Genomic DNA, 20,170 nt, shown 5'->3' on the forward strand with positions numbered 1-20,170 from the left:
GGTCTCGACCCAGAACTCTCTCTCGAGGCCCAGCCGGTAAGAGTGCTCACCCAGTAGCAGCTACCACCACCAAGTCTGCCAACTCACGTCAACCAGACCCAGTAGTTCCCCCCATTAGCCGGTGAGGAGCGCTAGCCGCCGCGTTGAGCTCCGTCGAAACGACGAGCCGTGTCCAGACCTCCGCAAGGCAAGGCTGGAACCGGATCCTCATGCCACACCCGGCAATCCATCCAATGTCATGGTCCTACGGTGATACGACCGCAACCATCTGCGTTGTGGGTCAACACTTTCCGGTGGGATCAACCACGGGTGGTGATCGGCTCCCATGACGACGTCCCATCCGTTATGGTGGACATCGTCATGACAGGACGAACAGAGCAAAGCGCCGTTCTCCAAACAGGTTTCGCCGCCGTCGATCCAATGGACGATATGGTGCGCCTGGGTTCGTGAGGGCGGTGCCCCACACTTGATACATCCTTTGTCGCGGTGTGCCAACGCGCGTCGTTGGGCCCGGTTGAACAGTCGGATGGTCCGCCCGAGCGATAGTGGTACCTCGTCTTTGCTGACGATCATGACGCCGACGGTGGCGTCGCAGCACAGTTTGCGGGCGGTGGCTTCGGTGACCGATCCCATGAACTGCAACGATGCCAATGATGGTGTGCCGGTGGGGATGGTGAGGTTGACCAACTCGGTGGGCATGCGTGGTCCGTCGTCGCTGTGTTCGCCTGCGGCGGCGCGGGCGGCGGTGTCGAGGATGATCTCGAGGGCGTCGGCACGCATCTGACCTGCGGTGCGCGGATCGCGGGAACCGTCGGGTTGGGGTCGCGGTGCGGACAGCACTTCGATCGCCGTCCTCAACTTCTCCCCGAGCACGGCATGCAGGTCGCCGGTGACGGTGAGTCGTCCGTCGTCGGAGTCGTGGAAGTCGAAGGTGTTGATGGAGCGATCTTCGCCGGCCGGTAGGCCGTCGGTGTCGTCGGCCTGCTGGTTGCCGCGGCTCTTGGCGTACTCGCGGATTTCGGCGGGAGTGAAGCCGGCGGTGGCGTGCCCGAGTAGGGCAATGGCGTGTGCGTCGCGTTCATCAGCCGTGACGGGTTCGCCGGAACGTTTCTCGATGTGCGTCAAGCCTCGGACGATGGCGTCGGCGTGTTCGGCCGACAATGTGCCCAACGAGGTGTGGCGGTACACGCGGCCGATGTCGGGCGTGGTGCCCAGGCGGATCATGCGGGACGCGGAAGCCGGCGCGACACCCCATTCGTGCAACAACTCCTGGAGTTTGCGACCCTCCTTCTCTGCGACCTTGAGGTGATCACAGAGTCCGACAAGCACACTGGCGTGGTGATCGACCAGATTGCGGATCAGCAGGATGGCGTGCAGTGCGCTCTTTGCGTCGTCGCCGGTGAGGCTGCCGTTGGTGAAGTCGAGTTCCGATAACAAGTCGATGGTGATGTCAAGTTCCCCCGATGTCATGTACACCAAAATACGCCTCGTTGGCGGTCGGCGCAAGGGTCAGTTCTCTGAATCCTGTTGCTGTGCATAACTTTTGATCTATGGATAACTTGTTCGTGGCGGGATCTTCTTGTCGGTGGGGTGTGGTATGGCGCGGCGCGTTTCGTGGGAGATGTTGTGGTGGTGGGGGTTCCAGCATCATGTTGCGAGGTCTCGACTCGGACTTCGCTAGCGCTCCGTCCGGCTCGACCGGCGGGATGGGGTCGGCTCGACCGGCGGGATGGGGTCGGCTCGACCGGCGGGATGGGTCGGCTCGACCGGCGGGATGGGGTCGGCTCGACCGGCGGGGCGGGGTCGCATCACCGAAAACAGAGCGCTGTCAACGAGGTTCAGGGCGCTGTCAACGTAGCCAAGAGCGCTGTCAACGGAATAGAGAGCGCTGTCAGTGAAGAACCGGGCGCTGTCGGTTCGGCAGGACTGTCACCGTCGGATCCACGACCCAGCAACCCGAAGGCGAGTCGCAACCTCGGTCAGTCGTCGCCCTCGGCGAGATCCTTGATGCGCGAGAGCCGTCGCTCCCACCCACCGGCGATCTTCTCCAGCTGGCGCGCGACATCGGACAACCGCGCTCCGACTGCCTCGTAACGGATTTCGCGCCCCACCTTCATCGGCTCGACGAGTCCGACGTCGGCAAGTATCCGCAGGTGTTTCGCGATGGCCTGGCGTGTGATGGGCAGTCGGTCTGCCAGCGCCGACGCCGATGCTGGCCGGCGGCCGAGTTCTGCGAGGACCTGCCAACGGCTGTCGTCGGCCAAAGCCGCGAAGACGTCGACCGGCGACGAGACCTCAGGCATGCGAAGTCGATTCGGTGAGAGCTTCTTTGGCGAGATTCAGTTCGAGTCGCCAGCCCTCGCTGTGATCGTCGAAACGTGAACGACGATCCATCTCGGGTTCGTCCAGCGAGGCGAATCCGCTCTCGGCGACCTTGAGCTCGACACCGCCGTCGGTCTGGGTCAGCCAGAACTCGACGAGAGTCGCTGCGCTGTCCAGATTCTCGGCATCGGTCAGCCATCGGAAGGCGGCGTACCGAGGTTCGTCGAGTTCGATGATCCGCATGGCGAAGGAGCCGTGAGTCGGGTCGTGGACGATGGTGACGTCGCCGCGGGTCTCGATGCGATGTTCGGTGAGTGCGCGATCGTTGATGTACCAGCCCGGTTCACTGACCAGCGCCCACACGCGGTCGATGGGGGCGCTGATGGTGACCTGGTGCTCAATGCGGTCGAAATCGGTGGTGGACATGGCGACTCCTGGATTGATCGGTTATATGCAACTCTATGGTTGCACTCAATCCACCTCAATGCAACCCCCCGGTTGCAGTTAGTCAGTGCCCCGGCGGCTTGAGGAGCCCCATGCAGAACAGATCACCGCTGCGGATCGCGCACATACCTCGGAATGGCACCACCACTTTCGAGGCACCGTCGAGCCCGTCGATTTTCACCGGTGTCGGGACGTTGTCCCCCAGAGTGCCGTTGGGGTTGGGAATGTAGTCGTAGTTGCTGCCCCAGCAATAGACCTCGTGAGCAGACGAGATTCCACAGATGAGCGGTCCCGAACCGACAGCGATGTCCAGGTACCCATGGACACCGGGCACCGGGGTGGGCTTCGGCACGTCGGCGTACTGACCGTCATCGCCGAGAAGGTGGCCCCAACATTCCGGGGTGCCATTCTGCAGGACGCAGAATGCTCCGCCGCCACCGCTGATCTTGGTGATGCCGGCAATCCCGGTCGTATCGACGACCGGTCGTGGAGTCGACTCCACTGCGTTCTCGTCGACGCGGCCGTTGCCGAGGAGCCCGTACGCATTGTTTCCCCAGCAGTAGGGCGTGCCGTCGCTCAACGCGCAATACGCAGAACCCGAGATCGCGACGTCCGTGACATGACCGAGTCCGGGCACCTTGGTCGGTACGGCAACGTAGTCCGTGTCGTCGGGGTACTCCAGCGAGTCGGCCACCCGGTAGCCCTTGTTGTGGCCCCAGCAGTAGACGTCACCTTCGCTCAGTGCACACCCCGTCGACGCGCCGACGATCTTTGTCACCTTGTCGATGCCGGCCAGTCGGGTGGGCGTGGTCACCGGCGGCGAGTAGTCGGCAGACCCGTAGCTGCCCCAGCAGTACACCTCCCCACCCGCGACCGCACAGCCCGCCTTGCCATCAAAGCTGACGTCGGTGACATCCTGTAGCGAGCCGAATGGCGCAGGGTTCGCATCGGGGAAGAAGTCGATGTACGTGTGCGACCACTCCTCGTCGGCCCAGCAGTACAACTCGCCGCCGTCGACGCCGCAAGCGGTTCCCATGAATCCGTCCACAGCCGTCCAATTCGATCCCGCGGCCGGATTGGCGATCTGACGAGGATCGGGGTCGCCACCACCACCCCGCACGACCACCACCGCGACGATCGCGATCACCGCAAGCAGCGCCACCACACCAACAGGAATGGCCCACAACCACTTCCGCCGCGACGAGGGTCGGGCAGGCGGAACCACCGGCCCACCCGGCGCAACGGGAGCAGCCGGCGCACCCGCCTCCTTGGTCAACGACACACTGCGCTGCCCAACCGAACCCGCAACCCCCACAGCAGCTTTCAACGCACCCGCGAACTCACCACACGACACGAACCGCGCCCGCGGATCCTTCGCCAACGCACGCGCCAGCACCGCATCGACCGCCGGATCACCCACCGACGGCACCGGCGCCGACAACTGCGCCATCATCAGTCCCGCCGGGGTCGGCGCCTCGAACGGGAGTCGTCCTGTGAGGCAGGCGAATACCAGCACCGCCAACGCATACTGATCCGACGCCGGCGACGGCATCCCACCCTGCAACAACTCCGGCGCCGCGAACGACAACGACTCCGGACCCGAATCAGCGCCGGCAACACCGAAGTCGGTCACCACCACCCGAGCGATGGCACCGTCGTCGCCGCGTGTCACGATCACGTTCGCCGGCGTCACCGCCCGATGGAGAACACCTTGGGCGTGCGCCGCATCCAACGCCGCGGCCACATCGCCGACGACCCGCGACAGGTCGGTCGGCGACAGTCCGCCGGCGTGGGCCAGGTCCGGCCCGTCGACGAACTCCGTCGCGCACCACGGCACCCCACCGGACGCGAGGTCACCCTCCACCCCGAACCGGGTGATCGTCGCAATGCTCGGATGCGACAGCCCCGACACCGCTCGCATCGAAGCGATGAACTGCTCGGGCACAGGCCCACCACGATCGGGCTCGATCACATGCAGCGCGACCCGAGACCCGTCCTCCAGATACTCGGCCTCATACATCGTCCCGGTGCGGCTCGACCCCAGCGTGCGCACCACCCGGTAACCGGCGAATTCCTCGTCGGGCTGCATGACCGTCCCCCTCGATCTACTACGGTTCGCAGCAGAATACCGACGCCAGTCCGAACGGGAAGAACCGCGTCAGCTCGTCAACCGACCAACTCGACCAATCGTCGGATGGCGAACTCATAGCCCCGGATGCCGTAGCCGACGACGATGCCGGCCGCGATCGGCGAGACATACGAGTGATGCCGGAACGCCTCGCGCTTGTGCACATTGCTGATGTGCACCTCCATCACCGGAACCTCGGGGATGACGAGTGCGTCGGCCAGGGCGACGGAGGTGTGCGTCCAGCCGGCCGGGTTGATCACGATGCCGGACACGTTCCCACGCGCCTCGTGAATCCAGTCGATCATCTCGCCCTCATGATTGGTCTGGGCGGCACGCAGTCCGTAGCCGAGTTCGGCGGCGGTACGTTCGGCCAGGTCGACGACGTCGGCGAGGGTGTCGGCACCGTAGATCTCGGGCTGCCGCAAGCCGAGCGTGTTCAGGTTCGGGCCGTTGAGCAGCAGGATCGGCAAGGGTGTGGCGTCGGGAGCGGCATCGGTCGACATGACGGTCAGCGTACCGGCGGCGAAATGCGTCGCGTGATGCAACTACGATCACTCTTTGTGCCAGCAGCGTCGACGGTAAGGCGAGCCAGACTCCTCGCCATCATCACCGGACTGCTCGGGGTGTTCCTCGCTCTGGCGACTCCCCTGATGCCGGTCAAGCAGACCACCGCGGAGATCTCGTGGCCGCAGCACGGCGAGATCACCTCGGTGACCGCGCCGCTGGTCAGCTACGTACCCATCGACCTGGACGTGAGCGTCCCGTGCTCGGCGGTCGACGACCTGACGCCCGGCGAGTCGGTGCTGCTGTCGACCACGCCCAAGGGCGCGGAGAAGGCACCCGAACGTGGCCTCTTCATCCGCACGACCGGCCCGGCCGGCGGCGGGCAGACCGTCGAGGTGGTCAACCGCAACGTGCCGCTCGTGTCGGCGACGCTCGATCAGATCCGGTCACAGGACTGCCGCGAGATCGTCGTGCACGCCGATCACGACGAGGTGACCGCCGAGTTCGTCGGCATGACCAACGACAAGGGCGAATCGCTCACCGGAACGACCGCCGACCGCGAGCTCTACACCTCCGACCAGCGACCGCAGGTCACCGGCCTGTTCACCGACCTCTCCGGCGCGGCGTCGGCGATCCCCGGGCTGACGGCCCACGTCACCATCGACTCGCGATACACGTCGACGCCGACGATCCTCAAGTGGCTCGTCCTCATCGTCGGCATCATCTGCACGTTGCTGTCACTGTCGGCGCTGGCGGTGCTCGATTCGACCGACGGCCGCAAACACCGTCGTATCTTCCCGGCCCGCTGGTGGCGTCTGAATACCCGCGACTACGTGGTCATCGGCGCGCTCATCATCTGGCATTTCGTCGGACCCAACACCTCCGACGACGGGTATCTGCTCACCATGTCGCGGGTCGCGCAGAACAGTGAGTACACCGCCAACTACTTCCGGTGGTTCGGCGCACCCGAAGCGCCGTTCGGGTGGTATTACCAGGTCTTCGGACTGCTCAGCCACGTCTCGGTGGCCAGCCCCTGGATGCGGCTGCCGGCACTGCTGTGTGGCATCTGTTCGTGGTTGATCATCAGCCATGAGGTGCTGCCGCGACTCGGTCGGGCCGCGATCATCCGCCCCGGGGTGGGCTGGACGGCCGCCTTCGTGTTCCTGGCGTCGTGGTTCCCGTTCAACAACGGCCTGCGTCCGGAGCCGATCATCTGCCTCGGCGCGCTGCTGACGTGGTGCTCGGTGGAACGCTCGATCGCGACCGGCCGGCTCCTGCCCGCAGCGCTGGCGTGCCTGTTCGGTGCGTTCAGCCTCGCCGCCGGTCCGACCGGTCTGCTCGCCGTCGCCGCATTGATCGCCGGGGCGCGGCCGATGATCCTGGCGCTGATCAAACGCGCCCGGGCCATCGGTGGTGGCTGGCGCGCCTACCTGGCGCTGCTCGCCCCGATCGGGGCGGCCGGGACCTTCGTGGTCTTCGTCGTCTTCTCCAATCTGACGCTCCGTTCCTTCATGGAGGCGTCGAGCATGAAATCGGCGCTCGGGCCGTCGCTGCACTGGTACAACGAGATCGATCGCTACTCGTCGTTGTTCGCGTTCTCCGCCGACGGTTCCATCGCCCGACGCTTCGCGGTGCTCGCGATGATCCTCGGCCTGGTGGTCTCCGCGGCCGTGCTGATCCGCAAGTCCCGCATCCCGGGCACGGCACTCGGCCCGTCCCGACGCATCGTCGGAATCACCTTCGCGTCGTTGGTGTTCCTGATGTTCACCCCGACCAAGTGGACCCACCACTTCGGTGTGTTCGCCGGTCTGGCAGCCGCTTTGGCGGCCATCGCCGCCATCGCGGCCAGCCAGAGCGCCATGCATTCACGCCGCAACCGCACCCTGTACGCGGCGCTGGTGTTCTTCATCGTCGGCCTTGCGTTCACCGGCCCCAACTCGTACTACTACTCGTCGGCCTGGGGTATGCCGTGGGGCGTCGACCAGGTGACCATCGTCGTCCGCATCGGCACCGCGATGCTGGCCGTCTCACTGGTCTTGTTGTTGCTGGCGTTGTGGTTTCACTTCCGGGAGCCGTTCACCGGCACCGATCCGGAGGCCGACGAAGAAGCCCACTGGACCGAGAGGCCGCATCCCTGGTATCGACGCGTCTGGCATTCGCTGGCCGGGTCTCCCCTGGCCTGGGTGGCCGCGGTGGTGGTGGCCTTCGAACTGATCACCGCCGCCTTCGCCGGAATCCATCAGGCCGAGTCGTATTCGGTGCCGCGTTCCAACCTCGAGGCCCTGACCGGCAAGCAGTGCGGCATGGCCGACAAGATCTGGGTCGAGCAGAACCCGAGCGATTACCAACTCACCCCGGTTGATTCGACGCTGGCCGATCCGCTCGCCGGACCCGCCACGCAGCCCGCGGATTCGACCCGGCAGGCGACCACGGGGTTCACCCCCGACGGTATGCACGACGACCTCAACGCGAACGCCCCGGCCGGATCGCTCGGCGTCCTCGCCGGCGACGCCGCCGCCGACCCGGATGTGCTGATCGCCAACGCCGGCGGCACCGGCGGTGGCGAGGAGACCACACCCGGCATCAACGGCAGCCACGCATCGTTGCCGTTCGAGCTCGACCGGTCGAAAACCCCTGTGCTCGGCAGCTATTCGGATACCGACCAGACCACCGCGCGGCTCACCTCCGGCTGGTACCGGATGCCCGCCGACTACAAGTCGTTCCCGCTGGTGACGTTCTCGGTGGCCGGGATGTTCGACTATCCGCAGAATCTGCAGCTCGAGTACACCACCGATCCCATCGGTGACGGCACCCGGGACGCAGACCTCACCGCCGCCGGCGCGAAGGACATGATCGATCCCGGTCCGCGTCCGTCGTGGCGCAACGTGCGACTACCCACCAGCGACCTACCCGATGGAGTGACCGCGGTGCGCATCGTCGCCACCGACGACAACCTGTCCCAGGACCGCTACATCATGGTCACCCCGCCGCGGCTACCGAAGATGCAGACCCTGCAAGAGGTTGTCGGAAGCAGCGATCCGGTGCACGTCGACTGGACCTCCGGCCTGGTGTTCCCCTGCCAACGTCCCTTCACCCATCACGACGGCGTCGCCGAAATCCCCCAGTGGCGCATCGAACCCGGCGCCGATCTCTCGGCCGCCGTGTCGGCGTGGCAGGACAGCTTCGGCGGCGGACCCTTGGGGTGGGAGCAGGTCCTCCTCGACCCGACCGCCGTCGGCACTTACCTGCAGGGCGACGTCGGACGCGACTGGGGATCGCTGGAACGTCTTGTCCCGTACGACGATGTGACCACGAACGCGGACATCACCACCGGAACACAGACCCGCAGCGGGCTGTGGAGTCCCGCGCCGATTCGGTACTGAGCTGGATCGCTTTCACGTTGGGGTGGTCTCGATACGCCCCTCGTTCCTCGGGGCTACTCGACCGGCGGGGGATGGGCGCTCGACCGGCGGTGGTAGGTGCCCGCCCGGCCAACGCTTTCACGTTGCGGTGGTCTCGATACGCCCCTCGTTCCTCGGGGCTACTCGACCGGCGGGAGGATGGGCGCTCAACCGGCGGGGGACGGGCGCTCAACCGGCGGGGGGATGGTGCTCAACCGGCGGCGGTGAGCACGGTCAGCGTCAGTTGGTGATCGCCCGCATCGGTCCGGGGGTCCAGAGTCCGGTGTGGACATCCTGCGTCACTTCGAGATTCGCCACCGGAACCTGATCGACCAGCGGGGTCAGCTTCTGCAGACTCCCCCAGTCCTTGGCCCAGGCGTTGCGCAAGTAGGACGGCAACACCGTCGGCCGCAGATCGTTCTCGACGATGCCGAGCGGGCCGCCGTAGTCACCGGCCATCCAGCGCCGCGAGTTCACGCGTTCACCTTCGGCGTCCGGGGTGATCCGCCACTGCGGAACCTCCAGGATGCCGTTGTGCACACCGGCCGGCCGCTGACATGGGAAGGCGAAGGCCACCTCCCAGTCCAACAGCACCGGATCCTCGCTGCCGACAAGATCATTCAGTGTCGTCATCGGCGTGACGCGCGGCGGGGTGAGCGCCAGCCACTGGGCCGGATCCGAGCTCGTGTCGGCAGCGACGACGCGCACGACAGTGGCGCGCGGCGGCGCGGATTCCAACGGGAAACGCAGGTTTCGCCACTCGGGGGCGGTGTCGATACCCAGCGGCACCATCGAGGCGACGGTCGTCACCCGTCCGTCGGGCTCCACCCGCCCGAACTCCACCGTGAGCTTCTGCCCCGGATGCGTCACCGCGAGCTCGTCCACGTACTGCACCTGCCCGGCCACCGACATCGTGACGAGGGGCTTGTCCTCACCGCGTGCGGGCAACTGATACCAGTCAGAGGTCAACTGCGCCCGGCCATTCGGCGCCCCGAAGCTTCCGAGGACGGGCACCCGGGACTGATCCAGACCGAACGGCAGTTTCACCGACGAACCGTTCACACCCTGATTGGCGGTGGTGCCGCCACCGGTGTCGGACGATCCCGCGGTGCCCTCCGACAGATCCTGCGACGTGGTCGGTTCGGTCTGCGCCGGGTCCTGCGTGGTCGCATCCGAGCCATCGGAATCGTCGTAGGTGTCCTCGAGATTGGTGGCCACGCCGTTCGGTGTGAAGCCCGTCATCCCGGTGCCGGCCAACGCCGCCCCGGGCGACGGATTGTTCTGTCCGGCAACCTGTGCCGGTGCGAGAACTCCCTTGTTCGGGTCGGCCTCGACGAGTACCGCGTCGGCCAATGCGCACGGATTGCCCCGCAGCGCATTGACGTTGGAACTCGCCCATGACCACGAACCGCGCTGTGTCTGAATCGCTTTCGCGAACGAGATCATGTTGAACACCAGCACGATCGCCAACACGATGGCCAGCGAGTACGTCGGCATCCGCCCGAGCCACCCGCGCACACCCGTGCTCGACTCGTCGACCGGCTCGCCGGCCTGGGCGCGACGGTCGTCGCGGTAGTACTGCCACGCACCGAGAATCGTCAGCGCCACCGCGACGAGCAGGATCGGAATGTACAGTTCGATACCCGCGACGTTGGGGGTGTCATCACCCCACGGGATTCCGTAACTGCCGACGTACCACCACTGATTGCGGCCGGCGAAGGTGACGGCGAGCACGTAGGTCGCGGCGGCCGCGATGAACGTGCGATTGCATCGCCGTCGGATCACCTGCGGCGAGATCATCGCCGTCGCCGACGCCACCAGCACGCCGGTCATGCAGGCGAACGCGCCCATCTGATGGGTGGCCTTGGTGGGCGAGAATGCCAGCACCAGAACGGCTCCGGCCAGGATGGCGACCATTCGCCACAGTGGTGCCGTCGCGATGCGCGGCACCCGGCGTTTGCTCAGCAGGGTGAGCACGATGATGATCACCGCGAGGAAGGTCACGAAGATGCCGATGCGTCGGGCGATGGACCCGTCGGTGGTCGGATTCTGCAGGATGTAGTACCGCATCGCCTCGGTCCACCACTTGTTGGTGGGTCCGACGATGCCCTGCACCTTGACGCCCTCGAGGATCGACGCGAGGGGCTGATCGGCGAAGATCTCGTACAGCACCAGCACACCCGACGCGAGAATCGGCACCAGCACCGGCAGCCAGCCGTCGCGGCGGATGCGGTAGCGCAGGCGTGTGACGATGGGCCGCAACGCCGCAACGAGTGCGAGTGCGGCGATCGCGCCGGCCGGGTGCACGGTCAGCGTGAACGCGGCGACGATGATCGCCAGCGTCAGCGGGAACAGCCGACCGGTGGCCACCGCGCGTTCGACGAGCAGCCAGGTCGCGAGGATGCCGACCGCCAGGATCGGCTCGACCCGCAATCCGTTGTTGAACGCCAGCCACACCGCCAGGAAGCCGAACGCGCCCGCCCACCGTGCGGCGGTCGAGGTTCGCACGGCCGCGCCGATCCGCCCGAACGCGGCCCGCGACAACAGGAACCAGCCGGCGAGGGCGAACAATAACGGCAGCAGTCGCAACCACGGCGTGGCCGTACTGACCTGCATCCACAGCGCGAGGTACTGGTAGTGCCATCCGAACGGATCCTGCGGCACACCGAAATACCGGTAGTAGTTGTCGAGGTACCCGGCGCCCGGCGCGATGCGTCCGACGGTCAGCTGATACCCGTCGTCGGCGGTGTTACCACCGATGAACAGCCAGATCACCAGGGTGGCAACGACCACCACGTCGGCGAGGGTGATCCGCCACCACCGTCGAGGCAGCCAGCGACGCACCTTGCGGCCATCCTGCGAGTCGAGGATCGCCAACGCGACCAGGGAGGCGATCGTCATGATCACGCCGACGATCGCGGCGATCAGTTTCAGCGCCGTCGGGCTCGACACGAAGCGAGTGTCCACCGTGGAGCTGTACGAGAGGCCTTGGTCGTCAACATCCTTGGGCAGGTCGGTGAAGACGCCGATGATCTGTGGTCGCGCGTTGGGGTCACGCAGATCGAAGCTCGGGGGTGCCCCACCGTCGGTGGACAGGCCCCGGATCTCGCCGCGGGTGCCCCCGGTGTCGGCATGGATCACCACCGTGCAGTCCGGGGTGCTCTGCGCCTGCTCCCGGGGCACGTTGAGCAGCACCGCATTTCGCTGCGTCACCAGCAGACGGTCCGAGGTGGCCCGGACGAACAGGCCCACCTTGCCGGCCTCGACCCCACTCTGCGGGACCGTCGACACCAGGACCCCACCCTCTGCGGGCAGGTCGGCGGCCAGCCGGCACGGCACCGTGATGTCCATGTTCGTCGGCGTGTAGGACACGTTGGGCGCCACCACATTCTCGACACCCTGCTGCGGCCAGTTGAGCACCACCTTGGTGAAGCTCACCGGTAGCAGCGGCATCGCGACGGCCAGCAGAATGCCGATGGCGCCGGCGACGACGGCAACGATCCGAGCGATCCGGATTCTGCGGTCGGACACCCCCGCCCCGGACACCCCGGTCCCGGATGCCCTGGTCTCGGATGCCCCGGTCTCGGTCACCTCGCGGTCAGTCATTCTCTGCCACCACTCTGATCGCACCGTCGCGGGTCCATCCCCATTGTGTCGCCTCGCCGGTTCCGATCCGGGCCGCCGGGGCGTCGGGCACGAGCGGCGTGAGCCGTTGCAGGCTGCCCCAATCGCGGTACCAGTCACCCTCCAGATACGTCGCCAACGTGTCCGGCTTCGTCAACGCATCGGCCGTGGTGAGGGCACCACCACCGATCGCCGATTGCCACGACTTGGATTTGGAGAAGGTCGTCGTGCGATCCGGGGTGATCCGCCACTGCGGGATCTGGCTGACGCCGTTGCTGACGGTGGCCGGCTGCTGGCACGGGAACTGGCTGCCCACCGACAGATCCAGCAGCACCGGGGCGTCGGAGCCGACGAGGTCCTGCAGGGTCGTCAGCTGTGGAGCTCGCGGCGGGGTGAACGCCAGCCACTGATCGTTCGCCAGGTTGTCGTCGACGGCGACGATCCGCATCGCGGTGGCCTGCGCGGGCACCGCGGACATCGGGATGCGCAGATTCCGCCACGGCCGATTCGGGCGGTCGGGCCCGGGATCGATCGGCACGTACGACGCGCCGATGCGCCGGAAGTCGTTGCCCGACACCGTGCCGAACTCGACGGTCAATGACCGGCCAGGGGTGATCACGCCGTCCTGGTCGACCGAGAACACCGGTCCGGCGGCGGTGATGACGATCAGCGGTGAGGAATCGCGGGCCGGCAGACGGTAGGGCAGCGAGGTCAATTCGGCGGTGCCGTTGTCGTGGCCGTAACTGCCGAGCACCGGTGTGGTGGCCGGGTCCAGACCGAAGGGCAGCGCCGCCGTGGAGCCGTTGACCCCGGCCGGGCCGACGCCGCCGATCGTGCCGGGCATTCCCCCGGTCACCACGTAGGGTCGCGCGAGATTGCCTGCGGTGTTGATGGTTCCGGCGCCCAGCGTCGTCGACTCCGGGGTGAGGTCGCCGGCGACTCCGTCGGGGGTGAAGCCACTCTGTTCCCCGGCCAGCGCCGCGGAGATGTCGGTGGTGCCGATCGGTTGCAGCGCACCGGCATTCGCGTCCGGCTCGACGAGCACCTTGTCGGCCATGCCACACGGGTTGCCGGTGACGGCCGCGACGTTGGCCCCGAAGGTGGTGTAGGTGTCACTACGGTCGGCGGCGGCCTTGGCGAACAGCACCAACTCGGCCAGCACCACCACCGAGACGATCACCACCATCGGCGCCGAGGCGAGACCGGTCCGCCAACCACCCGCCGACGCGGAATCTGTTCGCACCCGACCCTTTTCGGCGTCGATGTCGATGCGCAGGTGGAACCACACCGCGACCGCCAGGGACAGGACCGTGAGCACCAGGAACACCGACGACAGCGGCCGGCCGGCGAGGACGGGCGCCTTGTCGAACCAGGCGATACCGAAGTCGTAGGCCCAGCCCCAGGCGTTCTGGCCGGCCACCGACACCGCGCACACGAACATCAGGCCGGCGATGTAGATCCACAGATTGCGTGGTGAGCGTCGGGCAATCTGCGCCACCGCCACCGTGGTCACCGCGGCCATCGCCGCCGCGAGTCCGGTGTAGATCCCGAACTGCACGGTCCACTTGGTCGGGGTGAACGACAGCAGCAGCACGGTCAGTCCGACGGCACCGATGAGACGCCACACCGGTGCCGAGTCGACACCGCGGATGTGTTTGCGGCGCAGCATGATCGCCACGGTCACGAAGATCGCCGCGAAGAACAGCAGCACCGGAACGCGACGCACCATGGTGCCGTCGGTGGTGGTCAGGGTGAGGTAGTAGTACCGGAGGAACTCCTGGTACCAGGACAGTGTCGGGCCGACGGTCTCCCGCACGCGCAGCGCCTCGGCGACGGTGGCCAGGCTCTGGTCGCGGAAGACCACCATCACCACGAGCCCGGCCGCCGCGGCGAGCGGCGCGAGCAGCGGCACCAGTCCCGATCCCCACAGCGTGCGGCCACGCCACCGTAGGTGCAGGTCGGCCGAACGCAGGCGCAGGGTGCGCAGCATCGGCCGGGAACCGGCCAGCAGCAGCGCGACCGCAATCACTCCGTGCGGCGCCAGGGCCAACGTCATCCCGGCGGCGAGGGTCGCACCGGCGGCCGGTAGCAGTCGCCGGGTGGCGACTGTCTGCTCGACACCCCACCAGGTGAGCAGCGAACCCAGCACGATGATCGGTTCGGCGCGCAGCCCGCTGCACAGCGGCATCCAGAAGGCCACGAAGACCGCCGCGGCGGTGAACATCGCCCACTGCGACCGGCGGATCGCGCCACCGAGTCGCGGCAGCAGGATGCGGCTGAGGATGAACCAGCTCGCCAGCCCGGCCAGCAGGGCCGGTAACCGCATCCACACGCCGGCGGTCGACACCTGCGACCAGAGCGCGAGGAAGGAGTAGTACCAGTCGAACGGCGCCTCGGGGATGCCGAAGAATCGGTAATAATCGGCCAGGTATCCGGCGTCGACGCTGTTGCGCGCCATCCCGAGGATGTAGCCGTCATCCGACGATCCGGCGCCCAGGAAATGCCAGATCACCAGCACCGCCGTCACGACGATGTCGACGGCCCGCGGCATCAGCAGTCGACGGACGTCGATCCGGCCGATCCGCCGGTGATATCCGCCGATGACGTCGAGGGCCGCGATCGCGACGAAGGACAGCAACGCCGCGAGAACCCCGAGGATCATCACCACGAGTTTCAGCGCCGACGGACTGGTGTCGAAGCGGTTGTCGATGTCGACGCGCACGGCCAGACCGGTGGTCGAGTCGAGATCGGTGAACAGCCCGGCGATTTGTGGCTGGTCGGCGGGTTCGGCGGTGCCCGCCGCGTCCGGACCGCCCACGCCGAGGAATCGGGCGCCGACCCCGTCACGTGCCGACCACACGTGCAGCCGGCGGCAGGTGGTCAGTTGGTCGGCGGTGGCCGCGGCGATCTCCGTGCCGCGGGTCACCACGGTGACCCCGGTGCGGGTGGCGGTGATGACCAGGGCGCTGTCGCGGGCGCGCTGGGCGTCGGCGGGCATGGTCGTCAGGACGGTGCGGCCACTCGTGTCCGCTGCGCGCACGGCGTCGGAGAGGAGTCCGCAGTCGGCGCTGACGTCGAGCCTGGCGGCGGTCTGCGCGGCCAGCGGCGCGGTGACCCCGGGTGTCGCCTGCTGCGACTGACCCTGCGGCCACGTGATGGTGGCCGTGTGGGCGGTGACCGGCAGGAACGGGGTCAGGATGGCCGCGATGACGGCGACGCACCCGGCGACGGCGCTGAGCAGGGCCCAGAACCTCGGATCGGAGTGGATCCGGCGGCCGCCGATGTGGAGTGCACGAGTATCGCCACGCCGATCGGGCGTGACGGACGTCGGCGTCTGGGGCTCACTCATCTCAGTCGGACACAGTAGTGGACGATCCTGGGTGGTCGTCTCGGTGCATCGGATTGCGGCATCGGATCATGCCGGGGAATCCGACAGGCCGGACTCCGCGTCAGCGCTGTGCAGACGAATACCTGAGCAGTTCCAGGGCCGTGTTCTTGATCATGATCTCGGCCTGCACCCGCATCCTCGCCTCGACGGGTTCACCGTTGCGCGCGGCCACCTCGACGGCGGCGGCAGCCGACTGGACGCATCGTGAACACCAGTCGCGGGCGATCACGTCGCCGGCGGGCAGGGGTTTGCCGAACGGATAGAGCACCCGCGGGCCGATCTCGACGTCGGCGGGACCGGTCTCGATCGCCGGGTTCACCGACTGACAGGCGAAGGGACTCCCCCAGTGTTTGACGAGGCCGACGACACCCTTGGATTCGACGACGTCGAGTGCCGGGACCTCCACGCAGTACACCGCCGGCACCCCGTGGACGTCGGGCGCGATGAAGTGCAGTCGTGGCGCGCGCTGCCCGCAGCGCTCACAGACCCACGGGTCGTCGGAGTCGAACACCCGCGCGGCGAGCTCCTCGGCCGCGGTCAGTTTCTCCTGATCGGGCTCGTCCGGATGCCCGTCGGTGGTGCCGGGCCGTTTGAGGAAGGTGTCGCGGCTCTGAACGCGGCCGTCCCGGGACCGCAACCAGTCCTGATAGCGCGGCGACCACAACACGCGACGTGTGGCGCTGTGCGCATGCGGCAGGACCACCGCGTAGAACTGCGAGAACAGTTCGGGACCCGACATATCGCCTTCGAAGTGCATGCCGCCCATTATCGTGGCCCGACGGGCTCTGCGGCACCGACCGACACGCATCCGCCCGCAGTACGCGCCCGCTCGGTTCCTCTCAGTTCCGTCACATAGCATCAATCATCGTGCCCGCGACAGCCCCGCCTCCCGCGTCGGGATCACCTCAGCAGGCGTCGGCGGCGGACGCTCGGCGCGGCGTTCCGGTCGGCGTGATCGCCGTCGTCTCCGGTGTGCTCGGGGCACTGCTGTGTCTGCTGACCCCGCTGCTGCCGGTGACGGTGAAACAGTCGTCGTTCGACTGGCCGCAGGCACAACTCGCCGGTGACACCTCACCCGACGTGGTGGCCCCGCTGATCGCGCAGACCCCGCAGTCATTGGACATCTCGATTCCGTGCACCTTGCTGAGCGCGACACCCGCCGACGGCGCGGTCGTCCTGTCGACGATGCCGACCGCCGCGCCGGACAGCAAGAACAAGGCCCTGTACGTGACGGCGAGCCGCGACGCGGTGTCGGTGACCTTCCGCAACACCCAGGCGGCGAGTGCCCCGCGGTCGGCTCTGGGGCGGTGCTCGCACGTGCAGATCACCTCGTCGGCGACGGGCACCGGCGCCCGGTTCGTCGACGCGGCGGGCGCCGAGCCCGAGGGTGTGCGGTCGGCGGGCGATCTCGGTGCCGATGCCCGCCCGCAGGTGGACGGCATGTTCACCGCACTGCCCACCCAGCAGATCAGTGCGGCCGTCGACCAGGGTCTGCGTGCCCACGTCGAGATCGACAGCCGGTTCACGAGTTCGCCGTCGACGATCAAACTCGTCGTGATGATCCTCGCGGTGATCTGCGTGATCATCTCGCTGATCGCGCTGTTCCTGCTCGATCGCGAGCACGGGTATCGACGCCGGATCACCGCCGGACGGTCCTGGTGGACGGTGCTGTGTCCGCGACCCACCGACGTCGTCGTCACCGCGACGCTGATCGTGTGGTTGTTCCTCGGTGCCGGTTCACCCGACGACGGTTACATCCTGACGATGGGGCGGACCGCGGACTCGTTCGGGTACCTGGCGAACTATTACCGCTTCTACGGCATCCCCGAGGCGCCGTTCGACTGGTATTACTCCTTCCTCGCGCACTGGGCGGGCGTGTCGCCGACGCTGCTCTGGATGCACATCCCGCCGCTGATCGCCGGGCTGGTCTCGTGGTTCGTGCTGTCGCGGGTGTTGCTGCCCCGCCTGGGCCCGGCCGTGGCCGGAAACCTGTCGCGGGTGCGCCGGTGGGAGGGCTGGGCGTGCTGGGCCGCGGCGACGGTGTTCACCGCGTTCTGGCTGCCGTTCTGCAGCGGACTGCGCAGTGAGCCGATCATCGTGGTGGGGTCGCTCCTGACATGGTGGGCGGCGGAGCGGGCGATCGCGACGCGGCGCCTGTTGCCGGCCGCGGCCGCCGCCATCGCCGCCGGTTTCACCCTCGCCTTGGCACCGCACGGCATCATCGGCGTCGCCGTCCTCGTCGTCGCGGCACGGCCGTTGCTGCGGGTGGTGCTCGCCCGTCGCGCCGCCGGACAATCCGTGGCCGCCCTCGTCGCGCCGATCGTCGCGGCCGGTCTGTTGATCCTCGTCGTCGTCTTCCGCGATCAGTCGTTGGCCTCGGTCGTCGACGCGGTGCGCATCCGCTATCTCACCGGTCCGGTGATCTCGTGGAATCAGGAGTACCTGCGGTACTACTTCATCGCGGTGGAGACCAAGGACGGCGCCCTCACCCGACGGGTACCGCTGCTGCTCTTGTTGGCCGGACTCATCGTCTGCGTCGCGGTCATGTTGCGGCGTGGGCACATTCGCGGCATCGCACCCGGACCGGTGTGGCGCCTGATCGGCACCATCGGCGTGACCATGCTGCTGTTCGCCTTCACCCCGACCAAGTGGACCATCCAATTCGGGGTGTTCGCGGGTGTCGGCGCGGGGATCGCGGCGTGCGCGACGGTGGCCGTCGCGCAGTCGGCGGCACGCTCCACCCGCAACCTGACCGTCTTCGTGTCCGCATTGTTCTTCGCGCTCGCCGCGGCGATGGCGGGCAAGAATGCCTGGCCGTTCGCCTACGAATTCGGCATCTCCTGGTTCGACCGGGCCCCGGTGGTCGCCGGCGTCGGAGTGTCGACGATCTTCCTGATCCTGGCCGTCGTCGCCGCGATTGTCGCTGTGTGGCAACACCTTCGGCTCGACTACGTGACCAACAAGGGTCTCGCCCACGGCGGCGGTGACAGCCGGTCGGATCAACGTCGCCTGTTCCTCGCGTCGTCGCCGATCGCGGTGATCGCCGCGCTGATGGTGATCTCGGAGGTCCTGGTGTTCGCCAAGGCCGCGGCGGTCCGGTATCCGGCGTTCACCGTGCTCGGGGAGAACCTGAACACGGTGCGCGGCAACAGTTGTGGGCTGGCCGACGACGTGCTCGTCGAACCGGACCCGAACGCGGGCATGCTCGTCCCGGCGGGCGGCGAGTCGGCCTCGGCGGCGCTGGCGGGTGCCGGCAGTGGCGTGACGTCAACGGGTTTCAGCCCCGACGGGGTTCCCGACGACCTGTCACCGAAGTCCGGCAGCGCCCGCCCCGGCCAGATGAATGTGGCCGCACCGTTTTCCCAGCCGTTCGTCGTCTCCGGCGGACTGGAGGCCGGCACCACCGGTGGACGCGGGCCCGAAACCGTCAACGGATCGACCGTCGCCCTGCCCTATGGCCTCGATCCGGCGACCACGCCCGTCCTGGGCAGCTACGGGTACGTGGGGCAGGCCACCCTCACCACCGGCTGGTATGACCTCCCGGCCCGCGCGTCCTCTCCGCTGCTGGTGTTCTCGGCGGCCGGATCGGTGGCCAGTGTCGACATGTTCGGGGTGTACCAATTCGGTCAGAAGCTGGTGGTCCAGTTCGGTCGCCCCGGTGCGGGCGGCGGCGAGCAGGGTGGTTTCGAGCAGATCGGCCCCGACGTCGTACCCCTCGACGCCGGACCGACCATCATCAACCGCCCGTGGCGCAACCTGCGGGTGCCGATGTCGGCGGTCCCGCCGGCCGCGACGGTCATGCGATTGTCGTTGTCGGACAACAATCTCGGCGCCGATCAGTTCCTCGCCATCACACCGCCGCGGGCGCCGCGCCTGGAGACCCTGCAGCGGGTCGTCGGCACCGCGCCGGCACTCATCGACTTCACCGTCGCATCGCATTTCCCGTGCCAGCAACCGCTACAGGTGACCAACGGTGTGGCACAGGTTCCCCGGTGGCGCATCCTGCCCGACTACGTCGCGGCGAACTCGCAGTCCAAGACATGGCAGGACGCCGACGACGGTGGGCTGCTCGCGGTGTCGGAGGGCACCACCTCCGCACAGGCGGTGCCCAGCTACCTGAAAGACGACTGGCATCGATCCTGGGGTGCACTGGAGAAGCTGACGCCACTGGAACCCGAAGCCGTACCGGCACAGGTGAACACCACCGGCCGCTCGCAATGGGGATGGTCCGGACTGCGCGTGTCCGGGCCGACGACGATCCGGGTGGAGTCCTCCGATGACAACTGATCCCCAGCCGACCGAGCCCCAGACCACCGTGTCCCAGACCACCGAACCCCCGCCAACCCCGTCACCCGGCAA

General features: G+C 67.4%; 10 protein-coding genes. 2 read left to right on the forward strand and 8 right to left on the reverse strand.

Translation table 11 applies throughout. The features are described from left to right. Nucleotides 1–207: 207 nt before the first annotated feature. From ABLE94_RS25450 to aroQ, 5 genes are all read right to left on the reverse strand, one after another. Nucleotides 208–1,470, reverse strand: coding sequence for an HNH endonuclease (locus ABLE94_RS25450; RefSeq protein ID WP_348810239.1), 1,263 nt, complete (start codon nt 1,468–1,470; stop codon nt 208–210). 509 nt (nt 1,471–1,979) lie between these two features. Then, nucleotides 1,980–2,303, reverse strand: a complete 324-nt coding sequence (locus ABLE94_RS25455) for an ArsR/SmtB family transcription factor (protein ID WP_348807263.1) — start codon at nt 2,301–2,303, stop codon at nt 1,980–1,982. Beyond that, the gene (locus ABLE94_RS25460; protein ID WP_348807264.1) at nt 2,296–2,748 is read right to left on the reverse strand and encodes an SRPBCC domain-containing protein; all 453 of its coding nucleotides are present in this window, start codon (nt 2,746–2,748) and stop codon (nt 2,296–2,298) included. The genes ABLE94_RS25455 and ABLE94_RS25460 overlap by 8 nt, the downstream gene beginning before the upstream one ends. A gap of 82 nt (nt 2,749–2,830) precedes the next feature. Continuing rightward, nucleotides 2,831–4,855, reverse strand: coding sequence for a protein kinase domain-containing protein (locus ABLE94_RS25465; protein ID WP_348810240.1), 2,025 nt, complete (start codon nt 4,853–4,855; stop codon nt 2,831–2,833). Between the two features lie 77 nt (nt 4,856–4,932). Beyond that, nucleotides 4,933–5,397 carry a type II 3-dehydroquinate dehydratase gene (aroQ, locus tag ABLE94_RS25470; protein WP_348807266.1) on the reverse strand — a complete coding sequence of 155 codons (465 nt, stop codon included), beginning with the start codon at nt 5,395–5,397 and terminating at the stop codon, nt 4,933–4,935. 36 nt (nt 5,398–5,433) lie between these two features. On the opposite strand from aroQ, the gene ABLE94_RS25475 reads away from it, so the two are divergent. Continuing rightward, nucleotides 5,434–8,781, forward strand: coding sequence for an arabinosyltransferase domain-containing protein (locus ABLE94_RS25475; protein ID WP_348810241.1), 3,348 nt, complete (start codon nt 5,434–5,436; stop codon nt 8,779–8,781). A 258-nt stretch (nt 8,782–9,039) separates the two neighbouring features. Here ABLE94_RS25475 and ABLE94_RS25480 read toward each other — a convergent pair whose 3' ends face one another. The 3 genes from ABLE94_RS25480 to ABLE94_RS25490 all read right to left on the reverse strand — a co-directional run bounded on the left by ABLE94_RS25480 (nt 9,040) and on the right by ABLE94_RS25490 (nt 16,568). Beyond that, nucleotides 9,040–12,405 carry an arabinosyltransferase domain-containing protein gene (locus ABLE94_RS25480; RefSeq protein WP_348810242.1) on the reverse strand — a complete coding sequence of 1,122 codons (3,366 nt, stop codon included), beginning with the start codon at nt 12,403–12,405 and terminating at the stop codon, nt 9,040–9,042. After that, nucleotides 12,398–15,772 carry an arabinosyltransferase domain-containing protein gene (locus tag ABLE94_RS25485; protein WP_348810243.1) on the reverse strand — a complete coding sequence of 1,125 codons (3,375 nt, stop codon included), beginning with the start codon at nt 15,770–15,772 and terminating at the stop codon, nt 12,398–12,400. Before ABLE94_RS25485 ends, ABLE94_RS25480 begins: the two co-directional genes overlap by 8 nt. A gap of 100 nt (nt 15,773–15,872) precedes the next feature. Then, nucleotides 15,873–16,568 (reverse strand): hypothetical protein, encoded by a 696-nt coding sequence (locus tag ABLE94_RS25490; protein ID WP_348807270.1) that lies wholly within the window; start codon nt 16,566–16,568, stop codon nt 15,873–15,875. 110 nt (nt 16,569–16,678) lie between these two features. Here ABLE94_RS25490 and ABLE94_RS25495 point away from each other — a divergent pair, with 110 nt between their 5' ends. Next, on the forward strand, nt 16,679–20,098 hold the full coding sequence (locus ABLE94_RS25495; RefSeq protein ID WP_425476284.1) for an arabinosyltransferase domain-containing protein: 3,420 nt from the start codon (nt 16,679–16,681) through the stop codon (nt 20,096–20,098). Nucleotides 20,099–20,170: the final 72 nt, after the last annotated feature.

Origin of the sequence: Gordonia sp. VNK1, assembly GCF_040049135.1 — a bacterium.
Taxonomy (GTDB): Bacteria; Actinomycetota; Actinomycetes; order Mycobacteriales; family Mycobacteriaceae; genus Gordonia; species Gordonia oleivorans.